Annotated in this window: 20 protein-coding genes; 9 read left to right on the forward strand and 11 right to left on the reverse strand. The window is 45.7% G+C overall.

Features of this window, described 5'->3' with window-relative positions; genetic code table 11:
- Positions 1 to 222 precede the first annotated feature (222 nt).
- Positions 223 to 882, reverse strand: coding sequence for a CDP-diacylglycerol--glycerol-3-phosphate 3-phosphatidyltransferase (gene pgsA, locus B0681_RS03855; protein ID WP_078317443.1), 660 nt, complete (start codon positions 880 to 882; stop codon positions 223 to 225).
- Positions 883 to 1,070: 188 nt separating this feature from the next.
- On the opposite strand from pgsA, the gene B0681_RS03860 reads away from it, so the two are divergent.
- Positions 1,071 to 2,294 carry a BaiN/RdsA family NAD(P)/FAD-dependent oxidoreductase gene (locus B0681_RS03860; RefSeq protein WP_078317444.1) on the forward strand — a complete coding sequence of 408 codons (1,224 nt, stop codon included), beginning with the start codon at positions 1,071 to 1,073 and terminating at the stop codon, positions 2,292 to 2,294.
- 73 nt (positions 2,295 to 2,367) lie between these two features.
- The gene (locus B0681_RS03865; RefSeq protein WP_078317445.1) at positions 2,368 to 2,907 is read left to right on the forward strand and encodes a hypothetical protein; all 540 of its coding nucleotides are present in this window, start codon (positions 2,368 to 2,370) and stop codon (positions 2,905 to 2,907) included.
- 111 nt (positions 2,908 to 3,018) lie between these two features.
- Here the strand turns inward: B0681_RS03865 and B0681_RS03870 are convergent, their stop codons facing one another.
- Positions 3,019 to 5,991: an insulinase family protein gene (locus B0681_RS03870; protein WP_078317446.1), complete on the reverse strand. Its 2,973-nt coding sequence runs from the start codon at positions 5,989 to 5,991 to the stop codon at positions 3,019 to 3,021.
- 210 nt (positions 5,992 to 6,201) lie between these two features.
- Between B0681_RS03870 and B0681_RS03875 the strand changes: the two genes are divergently transcribed.
- The 3 genes from B0681_RS03875 to B0681_RS03885 all read left to right on the forward strand — a co-directional run bounded on the left by B0681_RS03875 (position 6,202) and on the right by B0681_RS03885 (position 8,534).
- On the forward strand, positions 6,202 to 6,864 hold the full coding sequence (locus B0681_RS03875; RefSeq protein ID WP_158077917.1) for a histidine phosphatase family protein: 663 nt from the start codon (positions 6,202 to 6,204) through the stop codon (positions 6,862 to 6,864).
- 116 nt (positions 6,865 to 6,980) lie between these two features.
- The gene (locus B0681_RS03880; protein WP_078317448.1) at positions 6,981 to 7,430 is read left to right on the forward strand and encodes a universal stress protein; all 450 of its coding nucleotides are present in this window, start codon (positions 6,981 to 6,983) and stop codon (positions 7,428 to 7,430) included.
- Between the two features lie 93 nt (positions 7,431 to 7,523).
- Complete coding sequence (locus tag B0681_RS03885) at positions 7,524 to 8,534, forward strand: adenosine kinase (RefSeq protein ID WP_078317449.1); 1,011 nt, start codon at positions 7,524 to 7,526, stop codon at positions 8,532 to 8,534.
- A gap of 57 nt (positions 8,535 to 8,591) precedes the next feature.
- Here B0681_RS03885 and B0681_RS03890 read toward each other — a convergent pair whose 3' ends face one another.
- The 3 genes from B0681_RS03890 to nfuA form a co-directional block, all read right to left on the reverse strand.
- Positions 8,592 to 8,891, reverse strand: coding sequence for a type II toxin-antitoxin system RelE/ParE family toxin (locus tag B0681_RS03890; protein WP_078317450.1), 300 nt, complete (start codon positions 8,889 to 8,891; stop codon positions 8,592 to 8,594).
- A complete protein-coding gene (locus tag B0681_RS03895; RefSeq protein ID WP_078317451.1) occupies positions 8,891 to 9,085 on the reverse strand; it encodes a hypothetical protein in 195 nt (64 codons plus the stop codon). Before B0681_RS03895 ends, B0681_RS03890 begins: the two co-directional genes overlap by 1 nt.
- Before the next feature lie 117 nt (positions 9,086 to 9,202).
- Positions 9,203 to 9,811, reverse strand: coding sequence for a Fe-S biogenesis protein NfuA (gene nfuA / locus B0681_RS03900; RefSeq protein WP_078317452.1), 609 nt, complete (start codon positions 9,809 to 9,811; stop codon positions 9,203 to 9,205).
- A gap of 109 nt (positions 9,812 to 9,920) precedes the next feature.
- Between nfuA and B0681_RS03905 the strand changes: the two genes are divergently transcribed.
- From B0681_RS03905 to B0681_RS03915, 3 genes are read left to right on the forward strand one after another with little or no spacing between them, the layout of a single operon-like run.
- Positions 9,921 to 10,952 carry a bifunctional nicotinamide-nucleotide adenylyltransferase/Nudix hydroxylase gene (locus B0681_RS03905; protein WP_078317453.1) on the forward strand — a complete coding sequence of 344 codons (1,032 nt, stop codon included), beginning with the start codon at positions 9,921 to 9,923 and terminating at the stop codon, positions 10,950 to 10,952.
- A 25-nt stretch (positions 10,953 to 10,977) separates the two neighbouring features.
- On the forward strand, positions 10,978 to 11,460 hold the full coding sequence (locus B0681_RS03910) for a GDSL-type esterase/lipase family protein (RefSeq protein ID WP_078317454.1): 483 nt from the start codon (positions 10,978 to 10,980) through the stop codon (positions 11,458 to 11,460).
- Positions 11,448 to 11,795 (forward strand): SGNH/GDSL hydrolase family protein, encoded by a 348-nt coding sequence (locus B0681_RS03915; protein ID WP_078317455.1) that lies wholly within the window; start codon positions 11,448 to 11,450, stop codon positions 11,793 to 11,795. The genes B0681_RS03910 and B0681_RS03915 overlap by 13 nt, the downstream gene beginning before the upstream one ends.
- Here B0681_RS03915 and B0681_RS03920 read toward each other — a convergent pair.
- The 3 genes from B0681_RS03920 to B0681_RS03930 form a co-directional block, all read right to left on the reverse strand.
- Positions 11,756 to 12,856: a hypothetical protein gene (locus tag B0681_RS03920; protein ID WP_114144947.1), complete on the reverse strand. Its 1,101-nt coding sequence runs from the start codon at positions 12,854 to 12,856 to the stop codon at positions 11,756 to 11,758. The genes B0681_RS03915 and B0681_RS03920 overlap by 40 nt on opposite strands.
- An 11-nt stretch (positions 12,857 to 12,867) precedes the next feature.
- Complete coding sequence (gene leuE, locus B0681_RS03925; protein WP_078317506.1) at positions 12,868 to 13,521, reverse strand: leucine efflux protein LeuE; 654 nt, start codon at positions 13,519 to 13,521, stop codon at positions 12,868 to 12,870.
- A gap of 184 nt (positions 13,522 to 13,705) precedes the next feature.
- Positions 13,706 to 14,506 carry an FKBP-type peptidyl-prolyl cis-trans isomerase gene (locus B0681_RS03930; RefSeq protein ID WP_078317456.1) on the reverse strand — a complete coding sequence of 267 codons (801 nt, stop codon included), beginning with the start codon at positions 14,504 to 14,506 and terminating at the stop codon, positions 13,706 to 13,708.
- A gap of 498 nt (positions 14,507 to 15,004) precedes the next feature.
- Between B0681_RS03930 and B0681_RS03935 the strand changes: the two genes are divergently transcribed.
- Positions 15,005 to 16,534, forward strand: a complete 1,530-nt coding sequence (locus B0681_RS03935) for a mechanosensitive ion channel (RefSeq protein WP_078317457.1) — start codon at positions 15,005 to 15,007, stop codon at positions 16,532 to 16,534.
- Between the two features lie 148 nt (positions 16,535 to 16,682).
- Here the strand turns inward: B0681_RS03935 and B0681_RS03940 are convergent, their stop codons facing one another.
- The 3 genes from B0681_RS03940 to ettA form a co-directional block, all read right to left on the reverse strand.
- Complete coding sequence (locus B0681_RS03940; protein ID WP_078317458.1) at positions 16,683 to 17,270, reverse strand: retron system putative HNH endonuclease; 588 nt, start codon at positions 17,268 to 17,270, stop codon at positions 16,683 to 16,685.
- A gap of 1 nt (position 17,271) precedes the next feature.
- The gene (locus B0681_RS03945) at positions 17,272 to 18,666 is read right to left on the reverse strand and encodes an AAA family ATPase (RefSeq protein ID WP_078317459.1); all 1,395 of its coding nucleotides are present in this window, start codon (positions 18,664 to 18,666) and stop codon (positions 17,272 to 17,274) included.
- Positions 18,667 to 18,746: 80 nt separating this feature from the next.
- On the reverse strand, positions 18,747 to 20,408 hold the full coding sequence (gene ettA, locus B0681_RS03950) for an energy-dependent translational throttle protein EttA (protein ID WP_078317460.1): 1,662 nt from the start codon (positions 20,406 to 20,408) through the stop codon (positions 18,747 to 18,749).
- Positions 20,409 to 20,571 lie beyond the last annotated feature (163 nt).

Raw genomic sequence — 20,571 nt, forward strand, 5'->3', positions numbered from 1 at the left:
TGCCATGATGGTTTCCTCGATTGTTAATTAAAACCCATGGTTTTATTTTTAGCAAAACAAAACCATATTCTGATGCATTATATCATACAAGTTTTTTGATTGAAATAGATTTGGCGGTATTTATTTTATGATGTGCAATGATATGGGCTGAACGATGCTTTGGGTCAGCTTAAGACAGCTTATGTGTCATACTGACTGCGCCATCAGCCCTGTTATTGGCCATTAAGGCTGTTTAAGATATGGCCAAGCTGCTTTTAGATAAATCATCATTGACCACAAGGTCAAAATCACCGCAATCACCATCAGCGTATAACCGATCATCTCAAGCGATTGCCAGTTGAGTAGCAATACAGTGATGGCGATCATCTGAAAAGTGGTCTTAAGCTTACCCACATACGACACCGCCACACTGGTGCGTGCGCCCAGCTCCGCCATCCACTCACGCAATGCCGACACCGCAATCTCACGCGAGATGATGACGATCGCCGATGTCGCCATGACGATGTTTGGATGCCATTGCACCAGTACGATCAAGGCAGCTGCCACCATCAGCTTGTCCGCCACAGGATCTAAAAAACGCCCAAATGCCGAAGTGATATTCATCTTGCGCGCCAAATGGCCATCCAGCCAATCGGTCAATGCCGCCAGCACAAACAGCAGCGTCAAGATCAGATGCCGAAGCATACTGTCGCTATATTCCATCATTCCCAAGCGAGCGATGGCATTATCAGGGATGGCAGGCACGCCGATGCCCAGCGCTGGCGGCCAATAGGCGATGGCCACAAACAAAGGAATCATCACGATGCGCGCGATGGTGAGATTGTTAGGCAAATTAAAAACCGATGCCGGCTTCGTTTGCTCGGTTGGTAAATTCACAGTCATGCAGTCTTGCGTGGTTAAAGTTGATTTATGATACCCAATTTTTTAATAATTTGCCATCATTTTAGTAAAAATCGCGCAATGGATACGATGCTTTTGGGTCATAAAAATGTTACCATAATAGCTTTGGCGACTCAATGATTCGCCATCAGACACGCCACTTTGCCCATTTTCACAGCCAAGGAAATACTATGAACCATACAGTCGATACCATCATCATCGGTGCAGGCGCATCGGGGCTGTTTTGTGCGTTCAACTTGGCAAGCTTTGGTAAATCGGTGCTGGTACTTGATCATGCCAATAAAGCCGGCAAAAAAATCCTAATGTCAGGCGGTGGACGGTGTAATTTTATCAATCGCCAAGTAGAGCCACGGCATTTTATCAGCCAAAATCCGCATTTTGTCAAATCCGCGCTATCCAAATACGGCAGTGATGATTTTATTGATTTGGTCAATCGCCACGGCATCGCCTATCACGAGCGGGAGCATGGACAGCTATTTTGTGATGACAGCGCCAAAGATATTTTAGATATGCTACTAAAGCAATGCCAAGATTTCGGCGTCGGTATCCATCTGCATACCGTCATCGATAGCATCCGTGCGACCGATGATAACGGCTTTGCACTGCAGACCACCCACAAAAAGGATGGCACCGCCACCACCTATCACTGTCAGCATCTGGTGGTTGCCACAGGCGGTCTATCTATCCCAACGCTTGGGGCGAGCGGCTTTGGCTATCAAGTGGCAAGCCAGTTTGGACATAGCATCGTCCCGACCGAAGCTGCCTTAGTGCCATTTACCTTTACTGATGCGACAGGAGATCTCATCAAGTCACAAGCAGGTCTAAGCCTAGATGTCACTGCATCCAATGATAAGATTAGCTTCACTCTACCACTGCTATTTACGCATCGTGGTCTGTCTGGCCCTGCCATGCTCCAGCTGTCAAACTACTGGCATCTGGGCGAGAGTATTACCATCAATCTAGCACCACAGACCGACATCGCAGCACTGCTACTAACCGCCAAAAAATCGCATCCAAAACAGCTGATTCGCACCGCTTTGGCAGGTGTGCTACCCAAAAAACTACTCACCGCACTCGAAAACCATCTGTGGCAAGCTCATAAAGAGACCGAGCTTGCCAATCTCAAAGACGACACCCTGCGTCAAATCGCCACACTGCTAAATGCATGGACGCTCAAGCCCAGCGGCACCGAAGGCTACCGAGTCGCCGAAGTCACTCGTGGCGGTGTCGATACTCGTGATGTCTCAGGCAAGACGATGGAGTCTCGCCTAAAACCAAATCTCTATTTCATCGGTGAAGTGCTCGATGTGACCGGCTGGCTTGGCGGCTATAATTTTGCTTGGGCATGGGCAAGTGGCTATGCCTGCGCCGAAAGTATCGGGATGAAATGGTGATGTGGTGCATGTTTGTTGTAAAGCTGTGCAATACCGACTTGGTTTGCGAACGGCTGCACTTAGGAAATGAGCAATGATTGTTTTTAATCTATCCCATGAAAAAGCCTTAGACAGCCTTAAAGCAAGCTTGGAAAAAGATAATCTAAGTGAGCTGTATGTAAATTTAGATAATGAAACGCCCTCAAATGTCAAAGAGGTATTTTTGGTTTCATATTTTGATCATATTTTGACCGAAGACGAGTATATGAATGAGCAATTCGTATGCTATGCCAATATCGTGAAATTGAATGATAAATATTTTGATGAAAAATTTACAACAATAGCCAATGAATTTTTATACATATACCAGCGCTTATTTGACCTAAATGATGGGTTTGTTTATATTGATGCTAACTCATCAATCATTAAAACCAAAAATAGCGCTGTTTATGCAAGACATATCATTAATGGACTAAAAGAACGACCAACCTGCTGCTTGGTATTTCAAAATTTAAAATTGGTTGTTGATCTTGGTTTTGATTTGACACATCACTTTTATTGTTTAGATGATAGTAAAATCAAACAAATAAAAGAAATGATTTTATCCACCAATCTATTCATACTGCAGCCATAGATACATGCGCATAGATACCTGCACATAGATATTCATACAGATACTTGCGCAATTTTAATTAGATATATTGCCAATCCACCCACAAAAAAGCGAGCCAAAGCCCGCTTTTTATTATGCCAATTTCTTAATCACAAAACCAAGCTTACTCATGGCATCTGCTTGTTCTATCGGTGCCAGTGTGGCTTTGGTATGTGGTTTATCCTTCAGATAGGTCGTCGCCACTCGTTTTAGATCATCGATAGTGACTGCAAGAATTTTGGCTCGCATCGCCTGTTGCCATGCTTGATCACGCTCATGTAGCTCGCTAAAGCAAGATTTGACCGCTTCACCAGCAGGCGAACCTGGTTTGTCCATCCCTGCGATGATGCCCAAGATGGCTTCGGTCAGCTGCTCGTCATCATGCTCGGTAGTGAGCAGCCAGTCGATGCTTTTATCAAAATGAGCAAAAGTCTCTTGGCAGTGCGGATCGCGATAGCTATAGAAACGAAACGCAGCTGCATTGCTATCAAAGCTGGCACCACCACCATAAGCACCACCTTTTTCACGGATAGCACTATGCAGATAGCCATTACGCAAAAATGGTGCAAGCACCATCAAAGCAGGCGTATCAGCATGACCTGATGTGGTCGCAGGATAAGCAGCGGCGTTGTGATGGACATTGGTTGAGATCAGCCATGCGATATCCTCATCGCCATGATCATCAAGCAATTCAGTCAGCTCATCGAATATCATTGGCGAACTTACTGATGGTGCCGCTTGCGTGCTTGGCTGCAGCGATAGCTGATCGGCGATGATTGGCAACAAAGTCTCGCTCATGCCCTCTTCGCACACGAGCAATACTTGCTTTGGCAGTGCCATCACCGTCTGATGCAGTGCCGTCAGTCGCTCGCTGAGTTGTTGCCACTGTAAGTCATCTTCGGCTGCCTGCACCAAAAATGCCTTGAGCGTCGCCAATGCTGGCAGACCCGAATAGGCATATTCGATGGCTGCTTGACGGCTCATCTGACGCACCGCTGTCTGCATAGCATAGGCGTGCCCTGCACCTGATAGACGAGACTGCCAGCCGCTTTGTTTTTGTTGCAGTAGCTCACGGATGCGATCGGTTTCGCTAAAGATGGTATCGTTTAGCACTTCAGATACCAAAGCGATGGCTTCGGTTTTACGATTGAGCGCACGAGTGGCAAGCACAAAATAACTGCCCATCTGATCCTTATCATCAACACTGGTACGCTGACTGATACGAGCTGTCACCCCTGATGAATGCGATGCTTGCACCGCTTGGAAACTGCGGGCATCATGCTGATGAGTACCGACTTCAGACAGCAGTGCCAAATACAGTGGCAGTAGCGGATTATTGAGTACTTGATCCGCCACATCACCAGTCAGTGGTGTGATCAACTGATAATAGTACAAGCCATTCGTGCCAGCATGGTACAGATGCACAGGCACATCCCCCATGGCGGTTGCAAGTGTCGTATGCGTCGCGTGCGTGAATGCCACATCACTCGGCACATCACTCAAATCAACTTTTGGCAGTAGATTGACATCATCTGGGGTGGCTTGACGAGCCTGTAGATCAGCACTTTGCTTACGGATATTGACTCTGTCATCATCACCCAACTGCGCATCCAGCTCTGCCAATTTTGCCTGTTCATCACGAATCAAGCGAGCCGCCTTATCCGTATCAGGACTCATGGTCAAGCGTACTCGGTGCGGATTGTCAATCAAATGCGTGCGAATCAGCGACTGCACCCAATTTGGCTCAAATGCCTTGTCCTTGAGCCACGCCAAATGCTCATCAATCTGCCACACATCGATCGGATCACCGCCATGAATCGCCGTGCTAAAGCCCTCAAGCATCAAGGTCAAACCATAGGGCATACTATCGCCACCGATATGACGCTGATCAATCTCAATCTGATGCAAAATCGTCTCAATCACTTCATCATCAATCGGATGATTGGCAATGTCAGTTAATAAATCCAAAATCCCCTGCTCAACTGCATCGGCGTATTCAATATCCGAACCACGCAGTCCTGCATAGAATACCATCTGATAGTGGCTGTCATCCAGACCCAGCAGCGGACTCGGTGCTGTGCCATGCGGATGACTCTCAAGATACGCTCTGAGTGGCGAACCGCTATGCTCAGCCAGCACCCCTTCGACTAAGCGTAATGATAGTCGAGTCTTTGGATCAGTGATGGTTGGCAAAAGCCATGCCAGCACATGGTGCGTCATCTGCTTGCCATCACTATCACTGCTATAAGTATCCGACACCGCTACAGGGGCAGTCAGTGGCTGCTCTAGTGATGATGAGAATTTTTTACCCTGAGCAGGACGGGTAATGCCATCAAAACGACTTAGGGCATCATCATGAAGTTTTTCTTGAATGTCGCTCACCGCAATATCACCAAAGCTCATGATGATGGCGTTGCTCGGATGATAATGCGCTTGGTGAAATGCCACCAAATCAGCATGGCTAAGCTTTGGAATCTCGGCAGGATCACCGCCAGAATTATAATGATAAGTCGTCGTCGGAAATAGGTGCGGTGTCAGTGCATAATACAGCTGATCAATCTCACCACTCATCGCCCCTTTCATCTCATTGAACACAATGCCGTGGTACTGTGGTTTGCCATCATCATCGAGCTCGATGCGGATACCTTCTTGAGCAAAATCCAGCGGATGAATATTGGGGAAAAATACCGCGTCGGTATAGACGGATAATAGGTTAAAAAAGTCCTTTTTATTCTGACTAGCAAAGGGATATACCGTCCAATCACTGGCCGTCATCGCATTCATAAAGGTATTGAGCGAGCGTTTAATCATACTAAAAAATGGATCTCGCACAGGGTATTTTTCAGAGCCGCACAGTACCACGTGCTCTAGGATATGCGCTTCGCCACGAGAAGTCATCGGCACGGTGGCAAAGCCAATCATCAAGGCGTTTTCGCTGTTTTGGCACGCCAAATGATAATGCATCGCCCCTGTTGTGCGATGGCGGGCGGTCAACACGGTCATATCCAGTGCTTCGATGCGACGCGTGTCAAGCAGCTCAAAGCTTGGGTGTAATGTTATTGTCATATTTTTCCTATCAAATTCAATGAATTATCATGGTATATCACACCAAGATAATGTAGCAACCAGTAGCGATCGCCAAAAAATTTTGTTATGCTAAGCGATTTGCAAAGTCGTTATTTTAGCACAGATTTGGCATAAATAGGCGAATTGTCATGCGTGATACTGATGCCCGCTCATATCAGTGCTGTTATTTGGATGTTTATAATTTATCTTATGAAAAAATTCTACCTAATCCGTCATGCCCAAAGCGAATCCAATGCAGGGCTTGTCATCCGCGAAAATCATCTGATCAATCTCACCGACCTTGGACGAACTCAAGCCCAAAGCCTGTGCGACTGGCTGTGTGACTATTTGGCAGCTACCCAAGAAACCATCAGCGGCGTGTTTACTTCACCTTATATTCGTACGCAGCAGACCGCCCTACCTTATCTACAAAAAACTGGCTTTGATGCCACGGTGATGCCAAGCTTACAAGAGTTTAATATACTTGAATTTGAGCGGATTTTTCAACGTGAATTGTCCGAGATTCGCACGATGGCGCAGGCATTTTGGCAGCTGCCAAACGATCACAAAGATGGCGATAGCACGGATAGTTTTGATGATTTTGTCGCCCGAGTACGCACAGCACGGCACGCCTTTAGCGAGATGGCGGACGGCAGTTATGTGGTCTTTGGACATGGAATGTGGATTGGGATGTTGATTTGGCAACTACTGCACCAAGACAGCGAACAGGTGCTGAACAAGGCGACTTTTGCTACTTATGAGCTGACTATTCGTCCTGATAACTGCGATGTCTATCTACTCACCATCGATAATAACACCCAATCCATCGCCAAACTGCGGGATAATCATGGCGGTGTGTCAGTGGTGATGTGATGGCAAATTGGGTGAGTTTTTGAAGAAAATTGCCCAAATCAGCTGAATTATCGCTTTATATTTGTTATACTAAAGCTAGGAAAATTGGCAACTCAAACTGCAAAAGGAGCGTGTTTATGTACCAACATGTACTGCTAGTCACTGACCTAAAAGACGATACCGATTTGGTCGCACAAAAAGCCAAGTGGATTTTGGATGCAGAACCACAAGCCCAATTATCCGTCTTGCACATCGTCGAAGAGACTATGCTTGGTTTTGGCTATGAGTTGATTCCAGCATCGGCATTGCATGAGCAAATCGATGATGAACGCTGCCAAAAAGCGCGAGTGCGTCTGGCCGAAGTCCTAAACCGCAACCATCTACAAGCCCATCATGTCAATATCAAGACTGCCATCTCTGGTCGCAAAGGCATCGTGGATTACTGCCATCAGCACGCTGTGGATCTGGTGGTCATCGGTCGCCACAAGCGTACTGGTTTGTCAGCTTGGATTGCCGGTGCGACAGCGGACAGCATTTTGCCAGATGTTGATAGTGATTTGTTGGTCGTACAACTGGCTGCTGAATAACCGTTTATTTTATCCTATCATCAGTCAAGCGAGTCAAGCCTATTGGCACGCTTGGCTGTTTGTGTTTTTTAATTTTTAAAATAAGAGAAAACTATGTATGATGTCGTCGGCATTGGTAATGCCCTAGTAGATACCGAATTTCAATTATCCGAAGATCAGCTTGCCAAAACAGGGCTGACTCGTGGCAATATGACGCTGGCAGATGCCGATGCTCAAGCGACACTATTTGACACACTAAACGCTCAAGGCATCACCCCCGCCAAGCAAGCCGGCGGCGGCAGTGCGGCCAATAGCATGGTGACATTTGCCTCTTTGGGTGGCAGTGCTTATTATCATTGCCGTGTCGGCGGTGATGAGATGGGTGATTTTTATTTGGGCGATCTAGAAGCATCAGGCGTGACGACAGATGCTGATTTTGCGGTACATCGTGACGGCACCACTGGCTCATGTGCGGTACTGGTGACACCAGATGGTGAGCGTACGATGCAGACACATCTTGGCACCAGTAGCGAGATCTGTGCGGATAATGTGAATTTTGAGAAATTAAGCCGTGCCAAATGGCTGTATCTTGAAGGCTATCTTGCCATGTCGCCATCGGTCAGTGATGCACTGGCTCAGCTACACACCACCTCTCGCAAGCATGGTGTCAAAGTCGCTGTCAGCTTTGCTGATCCTGCCGTGGTCAAATTTGCCAAAGAAGGTCTCTTGGCGATGCTAGATCGTGGCGTGGATGCGGTATTTTGTAACTTTGAAGAAGCCAGTCTATTTGCCGAAGCAGATGGTGAAGCTGACCCTGTCAATGCCCTACTCAAATACAGTGAGCTCGTAGTCATCACCAACTCAGACAAGCCTGCCATCATCGCTTGTCGTGGCGATACAGGTATCATCGAACATCACATCGATGCCGCCCCAGTCAGCCAAGTGATTGATACCAATGGTGCGGGCGATAACTATGCTGGGGCGTTCTTATACGGCCTATCCCAAGGGCTTGAGTTGCCTGTTTGTGGCAAGCTTGCCGCCGAAGTCGCCGCCGCCATCGTCAGTCAGTTCGGCCCTCGCCTAAGCGTGGCGGACTATCAAGCAATTAAGGCTAAGACGCTATAACACACGCCATAATTAAAGCCAAAAAAATCAACCGCTTTGAAAGATGGGCGGTTGATTTTATTTTAATAAGACCTCAAGATCTCGGATGGATGGGAATATATTCAAAAGAATTACCGTATGATTTTGTTCATCAATCTTATAAAAGGCAGTATATTTGCCATCAATGATAAATCGTCGATAATTCTTAGAAAATGGTGCAGTCGTGTAGATTTTGGGTGACTGCTTGAGTGTTTCGAGCTGAATATCCAGCATCAGTGCAATTTTTTCGGCATATGCTTGGGTGTAATTTTGCAAAATATCATCAATAATCTGCTCAAAGTCGGCCACAAACTCTTTAGAAGCTTGCACAGTGTACATCAGGCAACCGAAGTCTTGCGACTAACCATATCGGCAAAAAAACCATTTTGCACATCAATCAACTTGCTCTCGCCACGCTCAATACGAGTTTCTGTCTCGTGCAGCGTCTGCTCGATCATCTGTAAATATGCCTGCTCAATCGCTTGAACAGCTGACACGCCACTTTGGACATTTAAGTTGTATTCTTGTTTCATCACGCACTCCTATGGCTATGATAATCAAGTATATCATAGATTAACAAAAATACCCACCAACCGTCCAATTACGATTGATGGGTATCGGATAATGATGATAAATTTAAGATAAATCAATCACTTATAATACGCATTATCCGCGACGCTGTGGTCGGTGCTATCTACCACTTGGGTCAGCTCAGGGATAGATTGCTTAAGCTGCACTTCCACACCTTGACGCAAGGTGACATCCACCGCCGAGCAGCCTTGGCAGCCACCGCCAAACTTCAAGACCGCTGTCAGACCCGCCTCATCTTCGATGACTTCAAGTAGCTCAACTGAGCCGCCATGACTGGCAAGATTTGGGTTGATTTCTGACTGTAGCACATAGTTGATGCGTTCTTCGATGCTGGCATTTTCGCCAACTTGTGGCACTTTTGAATTTGGTGCACGGAAAGTCAGCTGACCACCAAAACGGTCTTTATTATAATCAATCACCGCATCATGCAGATAAGGGATGCTTGGTGCATCAATATGAGCGGTGAATTTTTCATAGGCGATGTGCAAATCATCTTCATCCACCTCGTCAGGCTGGCAGTATGACATACAGCACTCCGCGCGTGGCGTGCCTGCGTGCTCAACAAAGATGCGCACACCGATGCCGTCCACTTCTTGCTTGGCAAGCAGCTCAGCCAGATAGTCTTGGGCAGATTCGGTGATTTTGATGTTACTGGTTAATTCGCTCATGGGGTTCTCTTATTTGGTATTGGCGTAAATTATTTACAATCTGTTTGATTATATATGGTAACATAGTTGCCATTATCAAGGCTATCAACAAATTTTTATTGGATCAGTGATGAACGACGCTTTTGAATTTGATTATTTGGTATTTATTGGGCGATTTCAGCCATTTCACCAAGGTCATCATCATGTGGTCAAGCTTGCCCTACACTATGCCAAGCAGGTCATCATCCTGATTGGCTCAGCCAATTCGCCACGCACTCCCAAAAACCCCTTTACCGTCAGTGAACGCACGGCGATGATTTTAGGCAGTTTTGAGCCCGATGACGCTGCACGCATCCATTGCATTGGCATCCCCGATGCCACTTATAATGATAACAAATGGCTGATCGGCGTTCAAAAAGCCATCGCCAATGCCACCGCTACCGCCGATGCCAGTATCGCCATCATCGGACATGACAAGGATGAAAGCTCGTATTATCTTAGTCTGTTTCCACAGTATGGCAGTTTTATGGTGGATAATTATCAAGGGCTGTCAGCGACGCCCTTGCGAGCGGCATATTTTGGCGATGATGCCAAGGCGCGTAGCGACGCCAGTGCCGTACTGACGGATACAAGCCGAGCATTTTTGGATGCATTTCGCCAAACGGCTCATTATGCCAATCTCAAGCGAGAATTTGACCACATCCAATCCTATCAAGCTGCATGGCGTGATGCACCGTATCCGCCAAGCTTTATCACTGCTGATGCCATCGTCGTACAGTCGGGGCATATTTTATTGATCGAACGCGGTGGCGAATACGGCCGTGGACTGTATGCACTGCCGGGGGGTTTTGTTGATCAAGGTGAAGATTTTTATCACGCCTGCGTGCGAGAGCTGATCGAAGAGACCAGCATTGATATTGATCCAACTATCTTAAAAAATAGCCTAATCACAAGCCAGCTGTTTGATGCACCAAAACGCTCTGCTCGTGCTCGTACAGTGACGATGGCGTATTATTTTGAATTGCCGAACAGTGCCGATTTGCCACAGGTGCGTGCCGCAGATGATGCCAGTCATGCCTTTTGGTTGCCGTTATCACAGCTGGATGCCAGTCAGATGTTCGAAGATCATTATGGCATGATTTGTCGTTTACTTCGGATTTGATGGCCAAAGTGCTGGGAGTGTCATCATGAAATTTCGCAAACGAGATTATCTGCTTGCGCCGATTTATCTGTATCAAGCGCATCAAATCAAGCGCACCGCCATCAGCCTGCCTGAGCCTCGTGGTGAACGGATCGGCACGACGACAGTTCAGTCAGCTGGTCAGTCGCTCAGACTGATGATTATCGGTGATTCAGCCGGTGCAGGTGTGGGCGTGGCGCACCAAGATGATGCTGCGCTTGGGCGAATCATCCATCACCTGTCAGCACATATAGCAGATTTGCCCTTTGGGACCATCGAGTGGCAGCTACACGCCACCACAGGTCATACCAGCCTAGATATATTAAAAAATCTACAAAATATCAATGATACCGCCATCGACTATGTCATCATCAGTGTCGGGGTTAATGATGTGGTAAAAAAGACAAGCGAGGCAGCATGGCGACAAGCAATTACATCGATGGTGCAGATGATTGATGCCAAATTGGCGCAAGACAGGTGTACTTTTTAAGCTTGCCACCGATGCAGCTGATGTCATCTTTGCCTTATCCGCTGAATCGCTTTTTGGGTTATCAGGCGAAGCGTCTGGATCGACTGCTATATCAAAGCTGTGAGATGCTGCCTAAGGCGACTTATTTGGCAGACGAATTTGACAAGGCGGCACTAGATTCACACCAAATGTTCGCCAAAGACGGCTTTCACCCCAGTGCCATCACTTATGATATCTGGTCACGGACCATCGCCCAAGCCATCTATCAAGATCTAATGTGTGATCAACATCAATTCAGCCAAAGTGCATCGAGCCATCAAAACACCACTTCCACACGGCTAAATAATGCCACATGATGGTCGCGATCTTCGGTTTTATTATTATAATAACTGACATCACCTTGTAAGAACAGCCAATCACGCCACACAGGCTGACGATAGCTGACATAAGGGCCATAGGTGTTGAGATTTGGGTTTTTATCGACGATATCGCCGCCAGTATAAATGCCATAACTCAGCTCGGCGGTGCCATGCTTGACTGGCAGAGCATGCTGCTGAAATAGACTGCTACTCCAGTCGAGATCCTCCTGATCCTTGTGAGCATAATATAAATGTGAGCGGCTGACGATTTGCCGTGATTGTGACTGTGGCTGCACGAACTCCAGCGTCGTCAGCGCCGTATGCTCGCTCGATGAGCCATAGCGATACATCTGCTCAAAGCGCGCATGGATATCATGGGACAGTTGCCAAGACTTGTCATATTTGGCGCGCACAAACACATCATCAGATCGCACCCCTAAATCGACATCGATGCCCGCAGCACGACGGAATTTCGACCATCTGAGCGCCAAAGATGAGTTATCCTCCCGCGCTTGACGGCGGTCAAATCGGCGATCTTCGGCATTTGGCGTCGCCACGCGATCATCACTCATCACCCCACCATCGCTTGGAATGTCATCCAAGCTGTCATCACCAAATACAATGCTCAAGCGGTTTTCGAGTGTTGGCAGTTTAATTTTGCCACGCACACGCGGTTTGACGGTCGTGCCATCGTATTCATTCCAAGTGGTATCCATCATCACACGCAGACTGGCACGCGCAGGCTCATTGGGATTGGTATCGCCAAACCACCCATCCATTCGATGCGCAGTTTTTTGGAGCCATCCTCTAAATTCTTGATGATTGGCATCAACCCACTCAAGCTGCTTGACATTCTCATCGGCTGCTTGTTCAGCCATCGCCTCTTCATTGGCTGTTTTAGATTCTAAGTCAGCATCGATTGACTGTGTCGCTGCCTCCACCACATCCACAGCCGACCCATCCTCTGAAGGCAAAGCATCTGGCGTCTGTGCCATCGCAGGCATGCCGATTAGCATCAAAATTGCCACTGTCACATCAAAGCGCATCACGGTCTTCATTTTTTCTCCATTTATAAAAGCTGACTTTGCCACATATTTACCGCAAATCCAATAAACAGCCCTGATGCCGCCATCATCAGCGCGCTGCCGAGCACTGGACGCTTGACAAATCGCTCAGCAAGCGCTTTGCCGGTATATACAAGGAGCATCAAATACAAAAAACTCACCGCCTGTAGAATCAATGCCAAAATCAAAAAACTCAGCCACGGCTTATCATAAGTAGAATCAACAAACTGCACAAAAAACGACAAAAAGAATAAAATCGCCTTTGGATTGGTCAGGCTCAAAGTCAGCGAACGATAAAAATAATTCTGACGCGATGGGGTCTTGATGCCAAACTCTGCGCGGCGAATCTGATGGCGATTTTTAAAATTATAATAAGCACCAATCAATAATCGTATGCCCAAATACGCCAGATAAGCGCCGCCAATCAGCTTGATGGCATCAAACACAGCAGGATAGACTCTTAAAACAGTGCCAGCACCCAAGATGGTGGCCATCATCAAGATGCTATCTCCCACCAAAATCCCTGCCAGCGCACGCCAACCCGCAGCGCGCCCGTGCCCTGCAGATACCGACAGACAGTACAGGCTATTTGGACCAGGCAAGACAATGATAATCACCACCGCCAGCACATAAGTCCACAAATCTGTAATACCCAACATCCCAACCACCATACAGCCCTCATTCATCGGCTCACTATACCCAATTTGGTCAAGTGTTGCAATATTTTGGTGAGTATTTGGCAACATTTTCATGCTGTCTGTCAATCGACCGACAAAAACCTAAAAATTTGACAATAAAAAACACCCCAAAGCCGCACAGCTTTAGGGTGTATGAATCCATGACTTATTGAGCTTGAGCTTCTTGAAGTGCTTTCATTTGCGCTTCCATCATGGCTTGCTGCTCTTTTTGGATGGTGGCAGCATCGGCGACGCGCTGCAAATCGATGGTGAAGATCAGCACGCTGTTCGGGCCGATCTCAGCACCTGGCACGCCCTCTTCGCCATAAGCCAAGGCGCTTGGAACATACAGTTCATATTTGCCGCCTTCTTTCATCAGCTGCAGACCCTCTGTCCAGCCTTTGATGACTTGGTTTAGCATGAATGGTACAGGCTGACCTTCTGATGAATCAAACACCGTGCCATCGATTAGCTTGCCTTCATAGGCGGCATATACGCCATCGTTCGCGGTTGGTGATTTGCCTGTGCCTTCGGTGATGACTTTATATTGTAGGCCTGATGCGGTGGTTTGAACGCCAGCTTTTTTGGCGTTGTCGGCCAAGAATTTCTCACCTTCAGCTTTATTGTTGGTGGCAGCTTCAGCTTGTTTTTGCTGCGCTTCTTCGCTCTTACGCTTCTCATAAGCCACACCCAGCGCCTGCACCTGCTCTTGGGTCAATGCGCTTTCGGCACCTGCATAGCCATCTTTAAAGGCTTTCATGTAGATGTCCAAATCCAGCTGATCTTCGATTTGTTTTAGGGTTTTGCCAGCGTCATAGCCAAACACATAGCTGACTTTTTGGATCTCGGTGCTGCTGTCGGTGACGACGGTGGATTTCTCGCCTTCTTTCGGCTCTGCTGCCGTATTTTTATTACAGCCGACCAATGCCAATGCTGCGATGGTTGCTGCCAAAACTTGTTTTTTCATACAATTTCTCAATGTCGTGTGGGAGGAAGTCAGTGCGTCGTGATCGTGTGCATATCAGCAGATCGGTCATGACCGTCATCTTTGCCTTTGCTGCGCTGACCACAAAGATTCGCCAATGATAGCAAAATTTTGGAGTTTTGACCACGAATATCCACTAAATTTGCTCGCAAGTTGTATTATTATTGTTAAGATTGTCAAAGCTTGTTTAATAAAGGCGGTGAAATGATGGATTTGGTGTTACAATCTTGCTGAAACTGGCGCGCTTGCCCATTTACTGTCACATGTGATGGATAAATTGCTCGCTGACTGTGATCCATGGCGCCAGTAATTTTGATTTTTTTCACTGCATTGACATTAGTCCATATCAATAAATCTGGGCGCTGTCTTACTGGGTTGTCCTAGGGCTGCTTGGCCTGTTAGGCATCTGCCATCGGTTTGACTTGGCACACTTAGGTATTTCATGCGACTGCCAAATGTCATATAATATCGGAGCATTTCATGGATTTTAACAGAATCGTGATTTTTAACCAAGGCCTACAAGGACCGATTGGCTCGATCATCGGCGCCATCGCTATTTTTGTGTTGGGTTGGCTGGCTGCATTGGTGTTGGCGGCGCTGACTCGTAAGGCACTTGCTAAATTTAATGTCAATCAGCGCATGCAACGCTCAACTGGCAGCAATTATCAAGTCGATGACATCTTAGCAAAAATTGTTTTTTGGTTTGTGTTCGTCATTGGCATCTCAGGGGCGCTGAATCAGCTGAATCTTAACTCAATCTCGGTGCCATTTGCCAACATGATTAATCAAGTTTTGCTATTCTTACCAAATCTTCTGGCGGCCATCGCTGTTGGTGTGATTGGCTGGGTGGTCGCAACCATCGCCAAAAATGCCGCTAACATGGCACTGAACAAAACCAATCTTGACGAAAAACTGTCTCAAGAAGCTGGTGTCAAGCCGCTTAGCAGCACGATTGCCGATGTCATTTATTGGTTCATTCTGCTGATCGTATTGACCATGGTGCTTGGTCGTCTGGGTCTGACAGGTCTGTTTACGCCGCTGACCAATATGATTGATAAGATTTTCGACTTTGTGCCGAATTTCTTGATGGCAGGCTTGGTGTTCTTTGTGGGCTTGATCGTCGCGCGCGTGGTTCGTGGCATCATTACCAATTTGGTTTCTGGATTAAACATTCAAAGTCTGGCCGCCAAAGCAGGTGTCAGCGAACAAAACAGCTTGCCAAACATTGCAGGCTCACTGGCGTTCTTGTTGATCATCGTGCCATTTACCATCGCTGCACTTGATGCTCTAAAAATCGAAGCCATCTCGCGCCCTGCGACCAACATGCTGAACAAAATCATGGAGGCGCTGCCAAATATCTTCACCGCAGTGGCGATCTTGGTGGTGACTTATTTTGTGGTGCGCATGGTGGCCAATATCATCAAAGGACTGCTTGCCAGCACTCAGCTTGACAGCCTGCCTGCGCGCATCGGCTTACAAGGCGTACTTGGCACCAAGCAGCTGTCTGAAGTGGTGGCATGTGCCATCTTGTTCTTCGCCATGCTGTTTGCTGTGACCGCAGCAGCTGACATTCTAGGCTTTGAGCAGATCCGCGATGTGGTGACGATGTTCATTCATTTTGCAGGTCAAATCATCCTAGGCGCTGTGATTTTGGCGATCGGCTTTTGGCTTGCCAATATCATCGCTGGCATCGTCGAGCGCTCTGAACAAGGCTCGCGCCTATTGGCAAACATTGTCCGCGTACTGATCATGGGTCTGGTACTGGCGATGGGTCTGCGCGCGATGGGCATTGCTGATAGCATCGTCAATCTGGCCTTTGGTCTGACGCTTGGTGCTGTGGCGGTGGCATTTGCCTTGGCATTTGGCATGGGTGGTCGTGAAGCGGCCGCGCGTCTGCTAAAGCGCATTCAGGATAAAGCTGAAAGCGAAGCGGACAACAAAGTCATCCTGCCTACCGACACCAAGCAAGCGGTAGAAGACAGCATTGAAGATAACACACCGCGCTTTTAATCGCTGTGTGTGATCCAAAAACGGCATCTGTGTGATGCCGTTTTTTGTGCTTAAAAAAATAGTTATGCTTATTTTGATGATATATATTTGCATTCTATAAGCCATTCTTTTGCATTTTATAGAGTGTATTTTTCTTTCAAGTCAAATTTTATGAATATCCATTAAGCACTAATTTATTTAGCACATATCGGTAAAACTCTGCCTGCTCATATTCTATGCACCCAAACATCAACTCTAGATTTTCTTGGCTAAGCATATTATCCATACTGAATAAATTATCAATTGCGACTTTTCTTCTTTGACATAAATCAATATTGTTTAAATTTAACAAATTAATCGCTTGTTCCGCTCTCTTGCTTTTTGGGTTCAGTTCGCCATTAACTTTTAGCGTGATTTCTATATCACATTCTATCATTAAAGGTGTTAATTCTAGCTCATTATTACCTTTTGCATTATCGCATTGGTTGCTTTCTTGGCAAGAGAGTAATAAATTTTGATAATCAAAAGTTAATTGTGGGAATTTACTACGGCTTTTTAAATGCTCAACGGTAGCCTGAGTTTCCAAAATTTGACAACAGTAACAACACAAACCTTTTTGTTCTTGGCGTAATTGTTCTCTTAACAAGACATAACCATCATGATAATCCTTACCAAGCTCCCAAGTTTTTGGTTGATTTTTCTTAATCCAATTTTCCACATCTGTTGGCATGGATAGCTGTTTAGTAATATACTGCATATTAGACTTCCTTGCTTTGGTCTAATTTTGCTTTCGCCCAAATTAATTGGGTTCTTAATAACTGTGTGTGATTTTTTGATAATATTTGCGACAATTCATCAATTAAATTTTTGGCATTATCTAATTGCTTATCAGAGATATAATCACCAATCAATTTAAATTTTTCAGCAATTTCAGGCGTTCGTTCAGAAACCCCAAAAACCCCACTTAACAAAGTATTCACATCTTCGCCATAGGCATTATTATATGCTCTTAATTCACCATTATCCAAAATATAAACCAATACATCAGGATTATCACTCACAATATGCGGTGAATGCGTGGTTAAAATAAATTGGACATTGGGAAAAGTTTTGGTAAGTTTATCAATGAGATTTTGCTGCCATTTTGGGTGCAAATGCAAATCTATTTCATCAATCAATACCACCCCTTCACCATGCAAAGGATTATCAAGACTTGGATTTAAGATTGCCAATCTGCGAGCAATATCACCTACCAAGGCAAGCAACGATTTTTCGCCTTGTGAAAGTTGATTAACATCTAATTTTTCACCGTCTTTTTCTACAAACATTTTTGGAGTATCTTGGCGTTCAATGTGAATGTTTTTAAAGTCAGTAAAAAGCTCAATGGCTTGGCGAACACATTGTAACTTCTTATTGCCCTTAAATTCGGTGATTGCATCTTTTATATGATCAATCTGATTTGTATTATTGCCATCTATTAATTCCAATATTTTGTTGCTTAAATTTTTCTTATTTTCATTTTCTAAATCTTCATTCTCCCTAAACCATCTAAAAAATCTTTTGTATTCAGATTCTGCAAGACCATATGCTAAATATCCCAAAAGTATTTGATGACTATCCTTATCTGAATGTTCATCAATTTTTACTTTTTCAATATTTCTAGTAGTACCATAAAATGCCAATATTGGAAAATTAGTTTTGTCAATTGTATTGGACGTTAATTTATTTAAAAAATATTGTAAATTTTCAAACAAATTATTTGAAATTTTTACATTACTACCATTGTTAATATTTGCCCCTTTTCTTTCAGAATATACACTTACAAATGAATTTTTATTGCTAAATAAAATTTCAGTATCAATTTGAGTATAATTGCTATTATTTCTTATTGATAATTCTGGAACTGTATGACCTGTAATGTTCTTAAAAAATACCCAATCTTCTTCCTTTTTTTGTTCTTTCCTGCCATTCAAAATATAACCAATAACATTGCTTAAATTATCAAGCAACGCCTGTAAAATCTGCGATTTCCCTGCCCCATTATTCCCCACAATAATGGTAACATTGCCCTTTGTCTCTCCATTAGGGGCAAATTGTATTGTTAAATTATCAAAACGCCCATAATTTTGTAATTGCAATTGTTTAACTTTCATTTTTAACCCTTAACATTCATTGATTAAAAACATAAATGCCCTACAATCGTGCAAGGCATTTATGCTAAGGCGAGTTAAGATTAACCCCCAATCTTCTTATATTTCATACGCTTAGGGCCTGCATCTGCACCAAGGGTCTTTTTGCGGTAGGCTTCGTACTCGGTGTAGTTGCCATCGTACCACACAGGACCTTCTTCTTCGAATGCTAGGATGTGGGTCGCGATACGGTCAAGGAACCAGCGGTCATGCGACACAACCATCACTGTACCTGGGAAGACTTGCACCGCATCTTCTAGCGCACGCAAGGTCTCGACATCAAGGTCGTTTGACGGTTCGTCAAGTAAGATGACATTGGCGCCTTGCTTAAGTGTCTTGGCAAGCTGTAGGCGGTTACGCTCACCACCTGATAATTGACCGACGCGCTTTTGTTGGTCTTGACCTTTGAAGTTGAAGCGACCGATATACGCACGGCTTGGCGTGGTGTACTCACCCACAGTGATCATATCAAGACCGTCCGAGACTTCTTCCCACACCGTCTTATTATCGTCTAGCTCATCACGCACCTGACCGACATAGGCGACTTTGACGCTCTCGCCCACTTCGACCGTACCTGTATCAGGCTTATCTTTACCCGTGATCATATTAAACAGTGTGGTTTTGCCTGCACCATTTGGGCCGATGATACCGACGATTGCCATCGGTGGTACGGTGAATGATAGGTTTTCGTACAGCAAGCGATCGCCAAATGATTTTGAGATGTTATTGACTTCAATCACTTTATTCCCTAGGCGTGGCCCTGGTGGAATATAGATTTCGGCGGTTTCGTTGCGTTGTTGGAATTCACGAGAGTTCATCTCTTCAAAACGCTCTAGACGAGATTTAGATTTGGCTTGCTGACCTTTTTGGTTCTTGCGTACCCATTCCAATTCTTGTTTTAAGGCTTTGGCAAAGGCTTCTTCTTGCTTTTGCTCTTGCTCTAGGCGTTTGTTCTTCTGCTCTAGCCATTCGGTGTAGTTGCCTTGGTATGGATAGCCATAACCACGGTCCAGCTCCAAAATCCACTCAGCGACATTGTCAAGGAAATAGCGATCGTGGGTAATCGCCACAATTGTACCTGAATAGTCTTTTAAGAAACGCTCAAGCCATGCCACCGATTCTGCATCCAAGTGGTTGGTTGGTTCGTCAAGCAGTAGCATATCAGGCTTGGACAATAGCAGACGGCACAGAGCGACACGGCGTTTCTCACCGCCTGATAGCTTAGAGACATCAGCATCCCATGGTGGTAGGCGAAGTGCATCTGCTGCTTTTTCAAGCTGGGTGTTTAGGTTGTGCGCATCCCATGCTTGGATAATGTCTTCCATCTTGCCCTGCTCAGCAGCAAGCTTATCAAAGTCTGCATCAGGCTCGGCATATTCGGCATAAATTTGGTTCAGGCGGTCAAGGGCATCGAGCGCTTCACGCACACCATCTTCGACATTTTCACGCACGGTTTTGTTCGGGTCCAGCTGTGGTTCTTGGGGTAGATAGCCGACCTTGATGCCTGCTTGTGGGCGCGCTTCACCGCTAAACTCGGTATCCACGCCTGCCATGATGCGTAGTAGGGTGGATTTACCCGCACCGTTTAAACCTAGGACACCGATTTTGGCACCCGGGAAAAACGACAGACTGATGTCTTTTAGGATTTCACGCTTTGGGGGAACAATTTTTGACACCTTGTTCATGGTGTAAATATATTGAGCCATAGTTTTCCTGTGGGGTTGAATGACAATAAAAGCTTAACTGGATATTATCGCATTGATACCCGATTTGGGCAAGGTATTTTGGCGATGCTCGGCATATTTTGGCTGCCAAATGGTGCCTTATTGCAATCCATGCGATCAACGGCTCTTATTTGGTGGACAAATT

It is taken from the genome of Moraxella porci DSM 25326, assembly GCF_002014855.1.
In the GTDB taxonomy this organism is placed as follows: Bacteria; Pseudomonadota; Gammaproteobacteria; order Pseudomonadales; family Moraxellaceae; genus Moraxella; species Moraxella porci.